General features: G+C 70.6%; 14 protein-coding genes. 7 read left to right on the plus strand and 7 right to left on the minus strand.

Annotation, left to right across the window (positions count from 1 at the left end; translation table 11 throughout):
- Window positions 1-11 precede the first annotated feature (11 nt).
- Window positions 12-1,001: a PDDEXK nuclease domain-containing protein gene (locus HF999_RS00905; RefSeq protein WP_210733313.1), complete on the plus strand. Its 990-nt coding sequence runs from the start codon at window positions 12-14 to the stop codon at window positions 999-1,001.
- Between the two features lie 33 nt (window positions 1,002-1,034).
- Here HF999_RS00905 and HF999_RS00910 read toward each other — a convergent pair whose 3' ends face one another.
- From HF999_RS00910 to HF999_RS00930, 5 genes are read right to left on the minus strand one after another with little or no spacing between them, the layout of a single operon-like run.
- The gene (locus HF999_RS00910) at window positions 1,035-2,177 is read right to left on the minus strand and encodes a VWA domain-containing protein (RefSeq protein WP_168544059.1); all 1,143 of its coding nucleotides are present in this window, start codon (window positions 2,175-2,177) and stop codon (window positions 1,035-1,037) included.
- Window positions 2,174-4,414 (minus strand): DUF5682 family protein, encoded by a 2,241-nt coding sequence (locus HF999_RS22140; RefSeq protein WP_210733314.1) that lies wholly within the window; start codon window positions 4,412-4,414, stop codon window positions 2,174-2,176. Before HF999_RS22140 ends, HF999_RS00910 begins: the two co-directional genes overlap by 4 nt.
- Before the next feature lie 3 nt (window positions 4,415-4,417).
- Window positions 4,418-5,521, minus strand: a complete 1,104-nt coding sequence (locus HF999_RS00920; RefSeq protein ID WP_168544060.1) for an ATP-binding protein — start codon at window positions 5,519-5,521, stop codon at window positions 4,418-4,420.
- Window positions 5,518-6,915 (minus strand): DUF5691 domain-containing protein, encoded by a 1,398-nt coding sequence (locus HF999_RS00925; RefSeq protein ID WP_168544061.1) that lies wholly within the window; start codon window positions 6,913-6,915, stop codon window positions 5,518-5,520. Before HF999_RS00925 ends, HF999_RS00920 begins: the two co-directional genes overlap by 4 nt.
- Window positions 6,912-8,201 (minus strand): SWIM zinc finger family protein, encoded by a 1,290-nt coding sequence (locus HF999_RS00930; protein ID WP_312853964.1) that lies wholly within the window; start codon window positions 8,199-8,201, stop codon window positions 6,912-6,914. Before HF999_RS00930 ends, HF999_RS00925 begins: the two co-directional genes overlap by 4 nt.
- Window positions 8,202-8,308: 107 nt before the next feature.
- On the opposite strand from HF999_RS00930, the gene HF999_RS00935 reads away from it, so the two are divergent.
- The 3 genes from HF999_RS00935 (at window position 8,309) to HF999_RS00945 (ending at window position 10,583) form a co-directional block, all read left to right on the plus strand.
- Window positions 8,309-8,824 carry a DUF4333 domain-containing protein gene (locus HF999_RS00935; RefSeq protein ID WP_168544063.1) on the plus strand — a complete coding sequence of 172 codons (516 nt, stop codon included), beginning with the start codon at window positions 8,309-8,311 and terminating at the stop codon, window positions 8,822-8,824.
- 130 nt (window positions 8,825-8,954) lie between these two features.
- Window positions 8,955-9,683 (plus strand): YdcF family protein, encoded by a 729-nt coding sequence (locus HF999_RS00940; RefSeq protein WP_168544064.1) that lies wholly within the window; start codon window positions 8,955-8,957, stop codon window positions 9,681-9,683.
- 75 nt (window positions 9,684-9,758) lie between these two features.
- Window positions 9,759-10,583 (plus strand): VOC family protein, encoded by an 825-nt coding sequence (locus HF999_RS00945; RefSeq protein WP_168544065.1) that lies wholly within the window; start codon window positions 9,759-9,761, stop codon window positions 10,581-10,583.
- Between the two features lie 28 nt (window positions 10,584-10,611).
- Here the strand turns inward: HF999_RS00945 and HF999_RS00950 are convergent, their stop codons facing one another.
- Together HF999_RS00950 and acnA are read right to left on the minus strand one after the other, a co-directional pair.
- Complete coding sequence (locus HF999_RS00950; RefSeq protein ID WP_168544066.1) at window positions 10,612-11,181, minus strand: TetR/AcrR family transcriptional regulator; 570 nt, start codon at window positions 11,179-11,181, stop codon at window positions 10,612-10,614.
- An 81-nt stretch (window positions 11,182-11,262) separates the two neighbouring features.
- Window positions 11,263-14,079: an aconitate hydratase AcnA gene (acnA, locus tag HF999_RS00955; protein WP_168544067.1), complete on the minus strand. Its 2,817-nt coding sequence runs from the start codon at window positions 14,077-14,079 to the stop codon at window positions 11,263-11,265.
- A 169-nt stretch (window positions 14,080-14,248) separates the two neighbouring features.
- Here acnA and HF999_RS00960 point away from each other — a divergent pair, with 169 nt between their 5' ends.
- The 3 genes from HF999_RS00960 (at window position 14,249) to HF999_RS00970 (ending at window position 17,723) form a co-directional block, all read left to right on the plus strand.
- Entirely contained in the window at window positions 14,249-14,866 is a 618-nt protein-coding gene (locus HF999_RS00960) for an Rv1476 family membrane protein (protein WP_168544068.1), read from the plus strand.
- A gap of 241 nt (window positions 14,867-15,107) precedes the next feature.
- Complete coding sequence (locus tag HF999_RS00965) at window positions 15,108-16,550, plus strand: C40 family peptidase (protein ID WP_168544069.1); 1,443 nt, start codon at window positions 15,108-15,110, stop codon at window positions 16,548-16,550.
- 9 nt (window positions 16,551-16,559) lie between these two features.
- The gene (locus tag HF999_RS00970; RefSeq protein WP_376766466.1) at window positions 16,560-17,723 is read left to right on the plus strand and encodes an AAA family ATPase; all 1,164 of its coding nucleotides are present in this window, start codon (window positions 16,560-16,562) and stop codon (window positions 17,721-17,723) included.
- Window positions 17,724-17,725: the final 2 nt, after the last annotated feature.

A 17,725-nucleotide genomic window follows, 5' to 3' on the forward strand; every position in this document is an offset into this window, starting at 1 on the left:
TCGGGCAAAACATGTCATACGTCCCCGATAGCGTCGTCCGTAGGACGGCAGCGGAGGGACGGGGACATGGGAGAGTTGGTAGCGGCGAGGGGCTCGGGCGAGCTGTTCGAGCAAGTCTCGGTTTTGATCGAGGACACGCGCACTGCGTCGCGACGCAGGCGAACGTAGCTCTGACGCTGATGAACTGGCAGATCGGTTGTCTCGTCGAGACGGAGGTACTCGCCGGTGAACGTGCCGAATACGCTCAGGAGATTGTGGCCACGCTGGGGCAACAATTGAGCTGGAGCCACTTCAAGGTGCTCCTGCCCGTGTACTCGGCTGAGGCGAGAGCCTTCTACGTCCAGCAGGCGCTCGATGCGCGACTCAGTGTCCGTGCGCTCCGAGAGCTGATCGGGAGGCAGGGTTTCGAGCGCCGAGAGATCGCGAACGCACAGACCGCGGGCGGGTCGGCGGTGCCGCTGGACAGCTTCCGGGATCCGTACCTGCTCGACTTCCTCGGCCTCAAGGACGTCCACGCCGAACGGGACCTGGAAGAGGCTCTCATCCGCGAGATGGAGACCTTCCTCCTCGAGGTCGGCAACGGGTGGACCTTCGTCGCCCGGCAGAAACGGATGACGGTCGGTGACGACGACTTCACGCTGGACCTGCTCTTCTACTCCCGCCCGCTCCGCCGGCTGATCGCGGTCGAACTCAAGGTCGGCAAGTTCCGTCCGGCATTCAAGGGCCAGATGGACCTGTACCTCAAGTGGCTCAATCGCTACGAGCGCCGAGACGACGAGGAGGCCCCGCTCGGCCTGATCCTCTGCACCGAGGCGAGCCGGGATCAGATCGAACTGCTCGAGATGCACAAGGACGGCATCGTAGTCGCCGAGTACTGGACGGCTCTACCTCCGAAGGAGGAACTGCAGCACAGGATCACGCAGATCTATCGCGCCGCACAGGAACGTGTCGCACGTCGCACGGTTGGTGCGGTCGGCGACAGCGGTGACCAGGAGACTTAGGTCCTCGGCTCGCCGTGGTGACGCGATCGGCGGTCAGTCCGACATCCCTCGCTTGCTTAGCTCGTTCCGATCCGCCCAGCGGATGATGTCGCCGCGGTTCAGGGCGACGGCCAACAGGTCCGGGAAGGCGTCGGGGGTACAGGCGAAGGCGGGGATTCCCATGTCGGACAACGCCGCCGCGATCTCCCGGTCGAAGGAGGGCGCGCCCTCGTCGGACAGTGCCAGCAGCACGACCACCTGGATCCCCGCGGCCTGCATCTGCGCGACCCGGGTGAGCATCTCCTCCCGGACGCCGCCCTCGTAGAGGTCGGAGATGAGCACGAAGATGCTCTCCTGCGGCCGGGTGATCAGGCCCTGACAGTAGGCGATGGCGCGGTTGATGTCGGTGCCGCCGCCGAGCTGCGTCCCGAACAGGACGTCGACGGGATCGTCGAGCTGGTCGGTGAGGTCGACGACCTCGGTGTCGAACACCACGAGCGAGGTGCGCACGGACCGCATCGACGCGAGCACCGCCCCGAACACCGCGGAGTACACGACCGACGCGGCCATCGAGCCCGACTGGTCGATCGCGAGCACGATGTCCTTCGACACGGCCTGGGACCGCCGGCCGTATCCCACGAGCCGTTCGGGTACGACGGTCCGCTGTTCCGGCAGGTAGTTCTTGAGGTTCGCGGCGATCGTCCGGTTCCAGTCGACATCGCGCAGACGCGGCCGGTGGGTGCGCGCGGCCCGGTTCAGGGCGCCGCCGACGGTGGCTCGGGTCCGGTCGGCGATCCGCTTCTCCACCTCCTCGACCACCTTGCGCACCACGGCGCGGGCCGTCGCCTTGGAGGTCTCCGGAATCGCGCGGCCTAGCGTGATGAGGGTGGTGACGAGGTCGATGTTCGGCTCCACGGCCTCCATCAGCTCGGGCTCGAGCAGCAGCTGATGCAGGCCCAGTCGCTCGACCGCGTCGTGCTGGACGACCTGCACCACCGTCGAGGGGAAGTACTCCCGGATGTCGCCGAGCCAGCGCACGACGGACGGCGCGGAGGCACCGAGACCGCCGCGGCGGCCGTCGTTGTCGTAGAGCGCGCCGAGCGCCTTGTCGATCCGCGCATCCGTCCCGGCGGGCGTGGGCAGCCCGGACGCGGACGAGCCGAGCAGCAGCCGCCAGCGCCGTTCCCGTTCGTTCATGCGGGCACCTCCGTCAGTCCCAGGAGCAGCGCCGCGGTCGCGACGGCCGGCCCGGCCAGTGCGGCATCGAGCGTTGCGGACTCGGCGTCGACGGTGCCGGGGTCGTCCCCGAGCCGGACGACGCGGTCGCCGATGTTGCGCCGCACGCCGGCGTCGAAATCGCCGAAGGTCCGCCGCAGTAGGGGCAGGACGTCGACGAACTCCTGCTCGCCGAGCGAGAGCAGCCAGCCGTCGAGCACGGTGAGGAGCGCCGGATCGTGCATGAGCACGATGCCGCTGCCGCCGAGGAAGCCGGAGATCCAGGCGGCCTTGGCCGTCGTGTCCGCGCCCGCGGACAGGGCCCGGTGCAGGCGCAGCGCGGCGTCCTCGCCGGAGATCGCGCCGGCGTCGAGCAGCAGTCGCGTCACCCGGCCGACGACGGAGCCGTGGACGTCGGCGCGGTCGGCGACGGTGAGCAGCGCCGTATACCAGCGGTCGCGGTCGGTGTCGCCGAGGAGACCGATCACCTCCTCCACCTGATCGACCCGTCCGGCCAGCGCGCCGGCGGCCTCGTCGCCGAGCCCCGTGACGGCGGACGGCAGGCCCACGCAGGCCCGGAGCAGGAGACCGGAGGAGACCTCGGCGAGTGCCGCGGTGTCGGTGCCGCGGACATCGCCGTAGCGCTGGGTCCGGCCGAGCGCGGGCAGCGCTGCCATCAGCGCGTCGACGTCGTGCGCGACGGCCGCGCGGTCCGAGATCGCGCGCAGCAACCGAGTGACGGCCGGTGGGAGGTCGGCCACGAGCGCGACCTCCAGCGCGCCCGTCACCTCGGCGAGCGTCGTCGCTTCCTCCGCCAGGGCCTCGAGGCGCCGAACGGCGGCGTCGGGCACCGTCGTGCCCCAGATGGATGCGACGACGACGTCGACGGCGAGCTCCGGCCGCCACTGCAGCGCCCAGCCCTCCTTGAAGGTGCCCTTGCCGGTGGTCTCGGCCGGATCGCCCCACTCGATCCCGAGGACGCGGAGGCGATGCAGCAGACGGGATTTCGCCACATCGTTCGGTTTGCGCAGGTCGAGCACGAGCTGCTTGACCGCCGCATCGGGCTTGAGCCGCAGGGTCCGCGCGGTCGCATCCAGGTCGGCCTGCAGGGGCACGACGGGAAGGTGCTGCGGCACCGCGCCCAGCCGCTCGCCGACGACGGCCCGCTCCCGCACCAGCTCGGCCAGGGCCGGCGCACCGTCGCACAGCACCGCGAGGACGGCCTCGTCGACCTCGGCCAGGCCCGCGAGCGGCCGGCGGCGCAGCGCGGCGAGGGTCTCGGCGAGCCGGACACCCTCGATGATGTGCGCGGACGAGACCGGGACGTCCTCCGCACGGAGCAGCTCGGCGACGAGCGTGAGCCACCGCACCACGACCTCGTCGGGTTCGGTGGTGAACAGGTGGTGGTACCAGCCCGGGGACGTGACGCCGGCGCCGTATCCGGACGCGGCGGACAAGCGCGAGTACGACCACGGCACCCACGCGGACCGGGCCCGCACCTTGGGCGCCCCCGCGAGGATCCGGTTGTCGGCGGCCGCCGGAGGGAGGGTGCCCGTCAACGCGGGAACGTGCCACGCTCCGCACACCACGACGACGGAGCGCACCCCGTCGCGTTTGCGCGCCGCGCGCAGGCACTTGCGCATGAACGCCTCGCGGCGCTGCTCGCGGGTGGGTTCGACATCGTCGGCGGGCGCGGCCTCGACCTGCTCGCGGACCGCGCGCATCGCCTCGGCCAGCGACTCGAAAACATCTCCCTCGCCGCGGGATTCGATGACATCGTCCCACCAGCGCTCGGGGTCGTCGTAACCCGCGGCCGCCGCGAGTGCCGCGATCGGGTCGGCGCGGAGGCCGTCCGCGTGCGGGGGCTCGGATTCCGTGGGGGCGGCGAGCGACTGTGCCGCGGGCAGGTCGCAGAACTCGACGGGGACCTCGTTCGCCACGGCCCAGCGGGCGGCCTGCCACTCCGGCGAGAACACACCGAAGGGCCAGAACGCGGCGGTGGCGGGATCGTCGGCCACGTAGCCCAGCAGCGCGACGGGCGGCACGAGGTCGGGATCGACGACGTTGGCGAGCAGTTCCGACGCGTCCGACGGCCCCTCGATGAGCACCGCGTCCGGACGGAGCCGCTCGAGCTCCGCCACGACCGCCCGCGCGGAACCCGGACCGTGGTGCCGGATCCCGAGGACGTGCACCTGCGCTTCCTGCGCCCCGGAGGTCATGCGTCAGTGGGTCTCGCGCGCCGCGCGGTAGAAGTCCGACCAGCCGGGCCGCTCCCGCACGACCGACTCGAGGTACTCGGTCCACGCGACGGAATCGGCGACCGGATCCTTGACGACGGCGCCCCGGATCGAGGCGGCGACATCGTCGGGCCGCAGGACGCCGTCACCGAAGTGGGCCGCCATCGCCGTGCCGTGGGTGATGACCGAGATCGCCTCCGCGGTGGAGAGCGTGCCGCTGGGCTGCTTGACCTTCGTCCGGCCGTCCTCGGTGAGCCCGGACCGCAGCTCCCGGAACACGGTGACGACGCGGCGGATCTCGTCCGCCGCGGCGGGGAGCTCGGGGAGATCGAGCGCGCGGCCGAGGGAGGCCACTCGCTGCGAGACGATCCGCACCTCGTCGTCCGCCGTCGCGGGCAGGGGGAGGACCACGGTGTTGAACCGCCGGCGCAGCGCGGACGAGAGCTCGTTGACCCCGCGGTCCCGGTCGTTCGCGGTCGCGATCAGCGAGAACCCCTTGGCGGCCTGCACTTCCGTGCCCAACTCCGGAACGGGGAGGGTCTTCTCCGAGAGCACCGTGATGAGCGCGTCCTGCACGTCCGACGGGATGCGGGTGAGCTCCTCGAGACGCGCGACGCGTCCCTCCGCCATCGCAGTCATGATCGGCGACGGGACGAGCGCCTCCCGGCTGGGCCCCTCGGCGATCAGCCGGGCGTAGTTCCAGCCGTACCGGATCGCCTCCTCCGGCGTGCCCGCGGTGCCCTGGACGAGCAGCGTCGAGTCGCCGCTGATCGCCGCGGCGAGGTGCTCCGATACCCAGGTCTTCGCGGTGCCCGGCACGCCCAGGAGGAGCAGCGCCCGGTCGGTGGCCAGTGTCGCCACTGCCACCTCCATCAGGCGTCGCGGGCCGATGTACTTCGCAGTGACGACGGCACCGTCGGGAAGTGTGGTGCCGCAGAGGTAGTCGACGACGGCGGACGGTGAGAGGCGCCAGTGTGCGGGGCGCGCCGCCGAGTCCTGCTCGGCGAGCGCCGCGAGTTCGGCGGCGTACACCTGTTCGGCGTGCGGGCGCAGCAGGTCGGTGGTGTCGCCGGTCGGGGTGGCGGTCATGGCAGCTCCTGTTCGATGGCGGTTCGCAGGCGGAGGATCTCGGGTAGGGCGGCGAAGTACCGGGCGCGCACGGGCGATGCGGCGGCGAGGATCTGCGCGGCCCGGTCCGGCCAGGGCGATCCCGGGCCCACGGGGAGCCGAGCGGCAGCGGCGTCGAGCAAGGGCTCGATCCCCTCGTCGAGCTGCCAGTCGGTGCCCTGCCCCGCCTTGTGCAGGACCGTGCCCACCCGATCGGCGAGGTCGGGCGGCCACGGGCCGGGCAACAGCGCCAGGGCGCCGGGTGCGCCCGTGGTGGCGAGCGCGGCGATCCAGCGCGGGTCCGGGCGGAGCGCGGCGGCGGCGATCCAACCGGGCAGCAGGTCGTCCCGGTCGTCGCGCGCCGTCACGAGATCCGACGGTGCCGCCCTGAGCAGGTCCTCCCAGTCCGCCAGCGGCAGCGCCGCGGTGATCTGGTCGGCCCACTGCCTGCGCCACGTGCACCCCATCCCGGATCGATGCCCGACGATGCCGTCCCGCGTGTCGGCCGCGTCGAGTCCGTCCGGCGGCCGGACCGAGAGCTTCAGCCCGCCGAGCAGGCCGCGACCCGCGGAGACGTGCTCGCGCGCCCGGTCGTACATCCGTCGGTGGTACGACGTGCCGACACCGCCGACCAGCGCCTCCTGCGCCGCCGCGCGGACCTCCTTGCTCCGGTCGTCGAGCGCGCGCTCGAGGAGTACGTCGTCGCCGGGGCCGGCCGCGATCACCGCCAGTGCCCGCAGGAGCGCGGCGCGGCCGGCGACCCGCGCGTCCTTCCAGGCCGCGTCGACGAGCTCCGTCGCCGCGGCCGGGTCGGTGCGACGGACGGCGCGCACGTACCGCGCCCGCGCCTCGTCGGAGTCGCTGTCCCAGTCCGCGGGGTCGGGACGGTCCACGTCGAGGCGGGCACCGATCGACGGTGCCGCCGCCGCGAGCCAGGCGCCGCGCGGCCCGACGAGGACGGCCACCGGTGCGGCCGCGCGGGGACGATCGGCCGTGAAGCGCAGGAGCCGGGGGATGAGGTCGGTCGGTGCGCGCAGCCCGGCGTCGGCGACGCGTCCGAGGCACCAGGTCTCGCTGCCGGGGTAGCGCAGCGCGGTGACGACGGTGCCGGCCAGCGCGCGCGGCATCGCCGGACGCGGGTCCTCGTCGGCGGCCGGGAGCGGCGTGAGTCCCCGGATCGGTGGGGCGCCTTCGGCGTTGACGGCGGTCGCGGTGAGGGCGGCGGTGTGCAGGACGAGGGTGTTCGGCGCCGCGTCCGCGGGAACCCGGGCGAGCGCGCCGGCGATCACGGGATCGGCATCCGTGCGTTCGGCGCGGCGGGTCCCGGTACCGAGCAGCGCCGCGGACACCGTCGCCGACCAGTGCTCGGCGCTCACAGTGCGACCGCCTTGTCGTTCGCCAGGACCGACAGCGGAGTCAGTGCCGCACCGTCGAGGAGGCCCGCGACGACCACCTCGGACCCGCCGGAGACGGCGAGCAGCGTCCACCACGCCTCGTCCGTGACCCGCAGCGGGACCGCGAGGCCGTCGCGGTCGACCAGGTGCGGGGTAACCGAATCGGCGGGAGTTCCGGCCAGGAGCACGGGGTGGTCGACGACCCAGGGGTCGGCGGCGCACCGTCGGGCGCGGTCCGCGCGGGCCCGCTCGCAGGTGACCCCGGCTCTCAGAACCGCGGGCCGGCGGCCCGACATGTCCCCGGCGACGAGCGCGCGCAGACCGTCCGGGTGGAAGGCCAGCGGCCCGACCTCGGTGGCACCCACCGCGGGGCGGCGGGGGAGCGACGGTCCGCCGCGGACCTTGAAGTCGAGGATGACCGCCCACCGGCCGGTCTCCTCGCCGTGCAGCCAGGTCCGCCGGGTCGTGACGTTCTCCTCGACGGTCTCGGTGCGCCCCAAGGCCGTCCACGCGTCGTGGACCGCGGGACCCGCGAGGACGTCGGCCGATGCCACCGGGTATCCGACGTGGCGGCGGACCGCCCCGGCGATGTCCTCGGGGAGCGAGTCCAGGCGTGAGTGGGCCTCGGTGAGCATCCAGAGCAGTCCCAACTCGCGGAGGAGTCGGTCTGGCCAGCCCGCGCCGACGACGGTCTGCGGTAGGCGCCGCACGCGGGCGGCGAGGGCCGGAGCTTTGGCGTCGACGAGCCGGCGGGCCAGGGGATCGACGCGCGAGTACGCGTCGCCGTCCATTCCCGAGAGCCCGCCGTGCACCTGGTCGAGCAGCCACAGCCGTAGTTCCGCGATGCCGCCCGCGACGGTCTCGGTGCGCTGGGCCGCCGTGCGGGCGGCGCGCTCGGGGTCCTTGGGGGCGGCGGCCCGTTCGACGGCCTGCTCGCGCCGCCTGCTGCGGGAATCGAGCCACGTCGCGGCGAAGTCCGCGGGCTCCCGCGCGTCGGGAACGCCGCCGTCGGACCAGAGCAGCAGGAGCCCGAGTGCATGTTTGCACGGGAACTTGCGCGACGGGCACGAGCACTTGTACGCGGGTTCCGCGAGCTCCACGACGGTCTGATACGGCCGCTTGCCGCTGCCCTGGCACTGGCCCCAGACCGCGGTCGCCGTGGTTCCGGTGTCCGACCAGGGCGCGGCCGCGCTCAGCTTCTCACCCGCCCGAGCCGACGAGACGTCCGGCGCGAGCTCCAGCACCTGCTCACGCGTCCAGCGATCCACCCCCACAGGATTCACTCAAGCACAGATCCGCGGTCGGTGCTACGTCGCGCGGCGCGTTGCGCCGGACTTGTGCTCGTCCAGGGGTGAGGTCGACTAGTGTCCGGTTCATGAAGACGAAGATCGCTGGTGCTGTCGCCCTCGCCGCCGTCGCACCCCTGACGGTGGGTTGCTCGATGTTCGGGACGAAGGTGGACTTCGGGAAGCTGGAATCGAAGATCACAGACAAGCTGAACACCGAGTACTCGAAGCTGGGGCAGAAGGTCGACTCGGTCACCTGCGACAAGTCCGATGACAAGCCGAAGCCCGGCGCGACCTTCACGTGCGACGCGAAGGTCGGCGAGGTCACCGTGCCGGTCAAGGTGACTGTCAAGGACAAGGATATGAACGTCGATTTCGTGACGACGAAGAAGCTGTACAACCTCGCCACGGTCGGAACGCAGCTCGCGCCGCAGGTGACGCAACAGGTCAAGCAGTCCGTGACGATCGACTGCGGGACGGGTCTGAAAGCCGCGGAGCCGGGCACCTCGTTCACCTGTCCGGTGAAGGGCGCCGACGGGTCGACAGGCACGCTGACTCTCAAGGTCGGCCCGATGGACGGGACCGACAGCTGGGAGGTCAAGTAGTCGCGGAGGTCATCGACCAACTAGTCACACGTGCATCACACACCTCAGTAGTGTAGTTTCCCACCGGTAGACTCATTTGTCACGGAGGGCAGACATGCGTGTCTCTGGATTACTTCGTTCGATCGTTTCGTTGACGGCCGCCGTCGCGGTGGCGGCCACCCTGGCCGCCGGGCCGGCGGGGGCGGCACCGTCGACCTCGACGGCGTCGACGACGGCCCTGACGAACCAGGCGTTCGAGCGGCAGGCGGCCGGCGACACCGCCGGTGCCCAGACGGCCATCAATCAGATGCCCGTCGACCAGGCGCAGAAGGTCGTCGCCGTGATGACGAACGTGAACAAGGCGCTCACGTTCCCGCTGACCGATCAGGTGCCGGGCGGCGTCGCGGCCGGCACCGCCATCGTGATCCTCGGCTTCGGCCTCGAGGACAACGGTGCGATGCGGCCGATCCTCGTCGAGCGGCTGACGAAGGGGCTCGCGGTCGCGCAGGCGTACCCGGCGTTCCCGATCATCGTCACGGGCGGGGCCCCGAAGGCGGGCAAGACCGAGGCGGCCGCCATGAAGGAGTGGCTGCTCGCGCAGGGCGTGTCCGGCACCCGGATCTACACCGAGGAGAGCGCCGGCTCCACGCAGGCCAATGCGATCAACACGGCCGTGCTCATGCGGCAGAACGGCTTCGGTAACGGCGCGGTGCTCGTGACCTCTGCCGATCACACCCGGCGGTCGGTCGCGGACTTCCTCGTCGCCGGGATCACGCTACAGGCCGTCGTCGCCTCGGACGCCAAGATCCAATCCGCGCCGATGTCCGCGAGCGGCGTCGCGGCGGTGTACCGGGACGCCCGGGGCGTGGCCGGGATCTGACGCGGGCCACGCGATCGCAGACTCGATCGGCGATGCCTCTGGAACTTGTCGGTGCGGTGTGCGAGCGTTGACCTCATGACCGAGTACACGGCGCCGGTGGGTGCGCCCGTCTGGATCGACCTGATGACCTCCGATGTCGATGCCGCGGTGGAGTTCTACAGCGCGGTGTTCGGTTGGGAGGCGGAGCCGCCCAACCCGGAGTTCGGGGGGTACCGCAACTTCCGCGTGAACGGCAATCGCGTCGCGGGTCTGATGGGCGCGGTCGACGGTGGGGACGGGCCGGGCGACATGTGGTCCACCTACCTGCGCACCGACGATGCGGCGGCCTCGCTCGACGCGGCCGTCGCGGCGGGCGCGTCGGTGATCGTCCCCGCGTCCGATGTCGGTGACCTCGGTCGGTTCGGCTTCGTCATCGACCCCGTCGGCGCCGCGATCGGCGTCTGGCAGCCGGGCACCCACGCGGGATTCGTCGAGCGGGGCGCCCCGGGCACGCCGTACTGGTTCGACTGCATGAGCCGCAGCTACGACGCGTCCCTCACCTTCTACCGCAAGGTGTTCGGGTGGACGCTGGAGGAGATCGGCAGCGGCGGCACGGAGGGCTCCTTCGGTCCCGACCGGTACAGCCAGGTGCTCGTCGGCCCCGCCGGCGCGCAGGCGGGCGTCGCCGGGATCATGGACGCCGCGCCGCTGTTCGATTCGGGCGTCTTCGGCGACGGGACGCCGTCGTTCTGGCAGGTCTACATCACCGTCGAGGACACCGATGCCGCGGCGAAGCGCATCGCCGATGCCGGCGGACAGATCCTGCGGTCGGCCGAGGTGACGCCGTGGGGGACCATGGGGTCGGCCACGGATCCCGGGGGTGCCGTGTTCCTGTTCGCCACTCCGCCCGAAGGGCGGTGACGCGCCGGCGAGCGTCGATCGGCCGGGGCTACGGCTCCGTCCGGCGCACGCTCGCCTCGACCAGATCGAGCACGGCCTCGAGGCCCGCCGTCGGCCGGCCGGACGCGAGGTGGGTGACCAGGCCGTCGAGCACGAGGTCCAGATAGGCGAGGATGACGCCCGTCGGGAGATCGTCCCGCAGCCGGCCCCGCTGCTTCTGTCGTTCCAGCCGGCGCAGGGTGGCGTCGGTCAGCTCGGTGCTGTGCTCGGTCCACTCCGCGCGGAAGTCGTTGTCGTTCTTGAGCCGACGCGCGATCTCCAGCCGGGTACCGAGCCAGTCGAAACGCTCGGGGTGGGCCAGCATGTCGCGCATGACCTGGACCAGGCCCTGCTCGGCCGCGACATCGGCCATCCGCTCCGCGTCCTCCCGGGCCAAGGACAGGAACAGCGCGTCCTTATCGCGGAAATGATGGAAGATCGCGCCCCGCGACAGTCCGGTAGCGGCCTCGAGGCGGCGCACCGTGGCACCGTCGTAGCCGTACTCGGCGAAGCAGGTCCGCGCACCGTCGAGGATCTGACGGCGGCGTGCGGCGAGGTGGTCATCGCTCACCTTGGGCATTGGATGCTCCTGATGGAACGGGGACGGCGGGCCCGGCCGCAGGGGCCGGACCCGCCGTCACTCGTGGTCGACGATCGTCGATCAGCTGTTGACCATGTTCCGCAGCACGTACTGCAGGATGCCGCCGTTGCGGTAGTAGTCGGCCTCACCGGGGGTGTCGATGCGGACGTCCGCGTCGAACTCCACCTTCGTGCCGTCCGTCTTCGTCGCGGTCACGTGCACCGTCTTCGGCGTGACGCCGTTGTTCAGCTCCGTGATGCCCGCGATGTCGAAGGTCTCCGTGCCGTCGAGGCCCAGGGTCTTCCAGGACTCGCCCTTGGGGAACTGCAGCGGCACGACGCCCATGCCGATCAGGTTCGACCGGTGGATGCGCTCGAAGGACTCGACGATGACGGCCTTGACGCCCAGGAGGCTGGTGCCCTTGGCCGCCCAGTCGCGCGAGCTGCCCGAGCCGTACTCCTTGCCGCCCAGGACGACCAGCGGGATGCCGGCGGCCTGGTAGTTCTGCGACGCGTCGTAGATGAACGACTGCGGGCCGCCCTCCAGGGTGAAGTCGCGGGTGTAGCCGCCCTGCGTGCCCTCGAGGCCGATCGTGTCCAGGACCCGGTTCTGCAGGCGGATGTTCGCGAACGTGCCGCGGATCATCACCTCGTGGTTACCGCGCCGCGAACCCAGCGAGTTGTAGTCCTTACGGGCCACGCCGTGCGAGTCGAGGTACTGCGCGGCCGGGGTGCCGGGCTTGATCGGGCCGGCGGGGCTGATGTGGTCGGTGGTGACCGAATCGCCCAGCAGCGCCATGACGCGGGCGCCCGAGATGTCGGTGACCGGCGCGGGCTCCATCGTCATACCGTCGAAGTACGGCGCCTTGCGGACGTAGGTCGAGTCCTGGTCCCACTGGAAGGTGTCGCCCTCGGGGGTGTCCAGGTTCTGCCAGCGGTGATCACCGGCGAAGATGGTCGAGTACGACTTGCGGAACATGTCCTGGCTGATGGCGTTCTTGATCGTGTCGTCGATCTCCTGCGCCGACGGCCAGATGTCCTTGAGGTAGACCTCGTTGCCGTCGTGGTCCGTGCCCAGCGAGTCGGTCTCGAAGTCGAAGTCCATCGTGCCCGCGAGGCCGTAGGCGATGACCAGTGGCGGCGAGGCGAGGTAGTTCATCTTCACGTCGGGGGAGATGCGACCCTCGAAGTTGCGGTTGCCCGAGAGCACCGCGACCACGGTCAGGTCCTCGTCGTTGACGGCCTTGCTGATCTCGTCGGGCAGCGGGCCCGTGTTGCCGATGCAGGTGGTGCAGCCGTAGCCGCCGAGGTAGTAGCCGAGCTTCTCGAGGTACGGCCACAGGCCGGCCTTCTCGTAGTAGTCGGTGACGACCTGCGAGCCCGGCGCCATGTTGGTCTTGACCCAGGGCTTGGTGGTCAGGCCCTTGTTGACGGCATTGCGGGCGAGCAGCGCCGCACCGAGCATGACCGAGGGGTTCGAGGTGTTGGTGCAGGAGGTGATGCCCGCGACCGCGACCGCGCCGTGATCGAGCACGAAGGTGCCGCGCTCACCGGTCACGGTGACCGGCTTGGACGGACGGCCCTCGGCGCCGTTGGCGGCGGAATGAACGTGAACGGCACCGTCGTCCGCGAAGCTGAGCTTGGCCGGATCCGAGGCCGGGAAGGATTCCTCGATGGCCTCGTCCAACTGGGTGTGCGGCGCGGGGTTGTTCTGCTCGACGTAGTTGTGGATGTCCTTGCGGAAGGCCGTCTTCGACTCCGACAGCAGGATGCGGTCCTGCGGACGCTTCGGTCCGGCGATCGACGGCACGACGGTGCTGAGGTCGAGCTCGAGGTACTCCGAGTACGCGGGCTCGTGGTCCGCGTCGTGCCACATGCCCTGCTCCTTGGCGTACGCCTCGACGAGCGCGAGCTGCTGGTCGGTGCGGCCGGTCAGGCGCAGGTAGTTGATGGTCTCGCCGTCGATCGGGAAGATCGCCGCGGTGGAGCCGAACTCGGGGCTCATGTTGCCCAGGGTCGCGCGGTTGGCGAGCGGCACCTCGGCGACGCCCTTGCCGTAGAACTCGACGAACTTGCCGACGACGCCGTGCTGACGCAGCATGTCGGTCACGGTGAGCACCACGTCGGTCGCGGTGACGCCCGGCTGGATCTCACCCGTGAGCTTGAAGCCGACGACGCGGGGGATCAGCATGGAGACCGGCTGGCCCAGCATGGCCGCCTCGGCCTCGATGCCGCCGACGCCCCAGCCCAGGACGCCCAGGCCGTTCTCCATCGTGGTGTGCGAGTCGGTGCCGACGCAGGTGTCGGGGTAGGCCTGACCGTTGCGGGTCATGACGACCGGCGCGAGGTACTCGATGTTGACCTGGTGGACGATGCCCATGCCCGGGGGGACGACCTTGAAGTCGTCGAACGCGCCCTGGCCCCAGCGCAGGAACTGGTAGCGCTCGCCGTTGCGCTGGTACTCGAGATCGACGTTGCGCTCGAGGGCGTCGGCCGTGCCGAACACGTCGAGGATCACCGAGTGGTCGATGACCATGTCCGCGGGGGAGAGCGGGTTGACCTTGTTCGGGTCGCCGCCCAGCGCCGTGACGGCCTCGCGCATGGTGGCGAGGTCGACGATGCACGGGACACCCGTGAAGTCCTGCATGATCACGCGCGCCGGCGTGAACTGGATCTCGACGCTCGGCTCCGCCGAGGGGTCCCAGTTCGCCAGGGCGTTGATGTGATCGGTGGTGATGTTCGCGCCGTCCTCGGTCCGCAGCAGGTTCTCCGCGAGGACCTTGAGGGCGTAGGGCAGCTTCTCGGTGCCGGGCACGGCGCTGAGGCGGAAGATCTCGTACGACTGATCGCCCACCTCGAGCGTGCCGCGCGACGAGAAGGAATCGATGCTGTTGCTCACGTCAGCTCCACTCAACGTTTGTGGTGTGCACCGACGGGCTGTGTCGGTGCCTGAAACCGATAATACAGTACGCTTGTCCTGTGATAGGTCATTGGGCTGAACCTCCCGGGACGCAGCTCATTGTGCCTCGTTCCGGGTCCGGCCGTGGGCGTGTCGTACTGTGAGGGCCATGGGGCCCGTGCCGATCATCACCGCTGTACCCGCCGACGTGGACCTCTCGGCCCTCGAGGCGGACCTCGCGCACGACGGCGTCGCCGTGCTCAATCCGGCGCACCAGGACTCTGTTCCTCAGCTCGTCGCCGTCGTCCGTGACGCTCGGGCCAAGGGTATCGAGAACTTCAAGGTGGTCGTCCTCGCGCACGACTACAACCCGGACACCTCGCTGCGCGACCTCGGCACCCAGGTCGGCAAGGACATGAAGGCCAAGGGCGAGGACGCGATGACGATTCTCGTGATGTCGCCCAATCAGGTGGCCGGGTACTCGACGCAGCTGAGCCGGTTCCAGATCGAGAAGGCGCAGGACGGCCACACCGGTCGCCTCGCGCTCAACAATCCGCCGAAGGCCACCCAGGACTTCGTGGACGTCGCGCACGACGCCACCTTCCCGTGGACGGCCGTCACCGTCGCGCTGATCCTCTTCGTCGCGGCGCTCGCCGGAGTGGCGCGCTCCGTGACCCGCACGCGCAGCCGCGCGGTCGACGCCGCCCGCCGGTCCGCGACCGCGCCCGCCGGACCGTCGGGCACCGTCGAAAAGAATGGTGCCACGGCAGCTCCGTCGAACGAATAGCGCACATTCATTCGAAATTCCAGCTGTGTGATTCGCTACGGACGTCCGATCCGGAATCGTTCACCCTTTGCATCGTCGATGCAGTTCAGTGTGCATTTTTGATGACTCACACGTATGTAATTTGTGATTACTGTTTTCTATTGTTGCGAAAGTGCCGTACGGTACTTCTGAAGCCAATGTTGTGCGTGTGGCACACGCGTACTCATCGGGTATGAACGAGTCTTGAGTTGAGGGAGACACCTTGAGGCGTACGGCACACCCCGCCACGAACATCGCCACGCGGTCGCTGCTCGCGGTCGTCGCCACCGGTTCGCTGGTGGTCGGGACCGTCGCGGCGACCGGATCCGCCATGGCCGAGCCCGGCGGCGACAACGCGAATCCCGCGAACGTCGTCGCCGCCCTGGTCGACCGCATCGCGCAGGCCGACCAGCGCATCGCGGACCTGCGCGGAGACGTTGCGACCAAGCGCCAGTCGGTCAATCGCGCCGTGGTGGACCTGCAGTCCGCACAGGACGCGGCGCGCGCCGCGACGGGCGCCGTGAAGGTGTCCGAGACCGCCGTGACGGAGTCGAACGCGCGGATCAAGACGGCCCAGGACACGTTCGACACCGTCGTGCGCGCCGCGTACGAGCAGGGCAACAGTGCCGGCGCATTGGTCAACACCCTCGGTGGTGCCGACCCCGGCGTCGCCGTGGACCGTGCGACGACCCTGCGGATCGTGGCGGACAAGCAGCGCGTCGCCCTGGGCGATCTGCAGGCCGCGAAGGTCCGCGCCGAGGCCTCCCAGTCCGCCGCCCGTGCCGCCAAGGTGCAGGCCGACTCCGCCGCCGCCGCGGCGGTCGAGCGGAAGAAGACGGCCGAGGACTCCATCACCACGACGGTGGCCGCGCTCGGCACGCAGGAGCAGGAGCAGACCAGGCTCACGGCCCAGCGCACCCTCGCACAGCACGCCCTCGACGAGGCCAAGCGCGCCGATGGCCGCGCCGCGCAGCAGAAGATCTACGCGCAGTACGTCGTTGACGAGCAGCAGACCCAGCAGATCACCGCCCCCGCGGCGCCGGCCGCAGCGGCCCCCGTGCAGACGGGCACCGGTGCGTCCGCGGATCCGCTGGTCGCGGCCCGGACCTTCGCCCAGGGCATCGTCGGCCAGGCCTCGTCGTTGTTCAGCAACCCGTTCGGTGCCGTGACGGGGCAGGCGGCCCCGGCCGCCGCCGCGCCCGCCGCGCAGGCGGCCACCAACGCCTCGGGCATGACCGGCGCGCAGATGATCGAGACCGTGATCCAGCGGGGCATGTCGGTCATCGGCGTGCAGTACGCCTGGGGCGGAGGCAGCTGGAACGGCGCGACCAAGGGCGTTCGCGACGGTGGCGTCGCCGACAGCTACGGGGACTTCAACCGCGTCGGCTTCGACTGCTCCGGCCTGATGGCCTACATGTACGCGGCCGTCGGCATCGCGCTGCCCAAGTACTCCGGGTACCAGTACACGACCGGCAACAAGGTGCCGATCAGCCAGCTCAAGCGCGGCGACATGGTCTTCCGCGGTCCGGGCGGCACGCAGCACGTCGCCATGTACCTGGGCAACAACCAGATCCTCGAGTCGCCCCAGTCCGGTGGCGCCGTGCGGATCGCGCCCTTCGACGCCTCGACCTTCCTGTCGCAGGGCGTCCGCGTGATCAACAGCTGACCGCCGGCGATTGCGTACTCTCGTGGGAGTGGGCCGCGACGGCCCGGATCGGACGGGCCCGCGCGGGCCGGGGGAACGACGACGAAGGGGTCTTGCGTGACGCATTCTCAGGGGCTGGAGAACGGGACGGGCGGCGCCGCCTCGACCGATGAGGTCAAGCTGCTGGAGCGGGCCGTGTACGAGGTCAAGCGCGTGATCGTCGGCCAGGATCAGCTGGTCGAGCGCATCCTCGTGGGCATGCTGGCCAAGGGCCACGTGTTGCTCGAGGGCGTCCCGGGCGTCGCGAAGACCCTGGCGGTCGAGACCTTCGCGACGGTCGTCGGGGGCTCCTTCTCCCGCATTCAGTTCACCCCCGACCTGGTGCCCTCCGACCTCGTCGGTACGCGCATCTACCGGCAGGGCAAGGAGCAGTTCGACACCGAGATCGGGCCGGTCTCCGCGAACTTCCTGCTCGCCGACGAGATCAACCGTGCTCCCGCGAAGGTGCAGTCGGCGCTGCTCGAGGTGATGGCCGAGCGCAAGGTCTCGATCGGCGGCAAGACCTACCCGATGCCCGATCCGTTCCTGGTGCTCGCCACGCAGAACCCGATCGAGAACGAGGGCGTCTACCCGCTGCCGGAGGCGCAGCGCGATCGCTTCCTGTTCAAGGTGGTCGTCGGCTACCCCTCGATCGAGGAGGAGCGGGAGATCGTCTATCGGATGGGCACCACCCCGCCGACCCCGTCCCAGGTGCTCGACCCCGCGACCGTGCAGCGCCTGCAGCGCGCCGCGAGCGAGGTCTTCGTGCACCACGCGCTCGTCGACTACGTGGTCCGGGTGATCGCCGCGACCCGCACGCCCCGCGAGTTCGGGCTCGACGACGTCGCCTCCTGGATCACCTACGGCGCCTCGCCCCGTGCGACCCTCGGCATCGTCGCCGCTGCGCGTGCCCTCGCGCTGCTCCGCGGCCGCGACTACGTCGTCCCGCAGGACGTCGTCGAGATCATCCCGGACGTGCTGCGGCACCGTCTGGTCATGAGCTACGACGCGTTGGCCGACGAGGTGACTCCCGACCAGGCGATCGGCCGGGTCCTGCAGACCGTCGCGCTGCCGCAGGTCGTCGGGCAGGCCGTGCCGCAGCAACCGCACCAGGCGCAGCAGCAGTTCGCGGCGGCGCAGCAGCCCAGGGGCTGACG

It is taken from the genome of Tsukamurella spumae, assembly GCF_012396015.1.
Classification (GTDB): Bacteria; Actinomycetota; Actinomycetes; order Mycobacteriales; family Mycobacteriaceae; genus Tsukamurella; species Tsukamurella spumae.

Bases quoted from the DNA above. Each gene is read 5' to 3' on its own strand.
- HF999_RS00905 (WP_210733313.1), top strand. From the start codon at position 12: ATGTCATACGTCCCCGATAGCGTCGTCCGTAGGACGGCAGCGGAGGGA.
- HF999_RS00910 (WP_168544059.1), bottom strand. From the start codon at position 2,177: ATGAACGAACGGGAACGGCGCTGGCGGCTGCTGCTCGGCTCGTCCGCG.
- HF999_RS22140 (WP_210733314.1), bottom strand. From the start codon at position 4,414: ATGACCTCCGGGGCGCAGGAAGCGCAGGTGCACGTCCTCGGGATCCGG.
- HF999_RS00920 (WP_168544060.1), bottom strand. From the start codon at position 5,521: ATGACCGCCACCCCGACCGGCGACACCACCGACCTGCTGCGCCCGCAC.
- HF999_RS00935 (WP_168544063.1), top strand. From the start codon at position 8,309: ATGAAGACGAAGATCGCTGGTGCTGTCGCCCTCGCCGCCGTCGCACCC.
- HF999_RS00945 (WP_168544065.1), top strand. From the start codon at position 9,759: ATGACCGAGTACACGGCGCCGGTGGGTGCGCCCGTCTGGATCGACCTG.
- HF999_RS00950 (WP_168544066.1), bottom strand. From the start codon at position 11,181: ATGCCCAAGGTGAGCGATGACCACCTCGCCGCACGCCGCCGTCAGATC.
- HF999_RS00960 (WP_168544068.1), top strand. From the start codon at position 14,249: ATGGGGCCCGTGCCGATCATCACCGCTGTACCCGCCGACGTGGACCTC.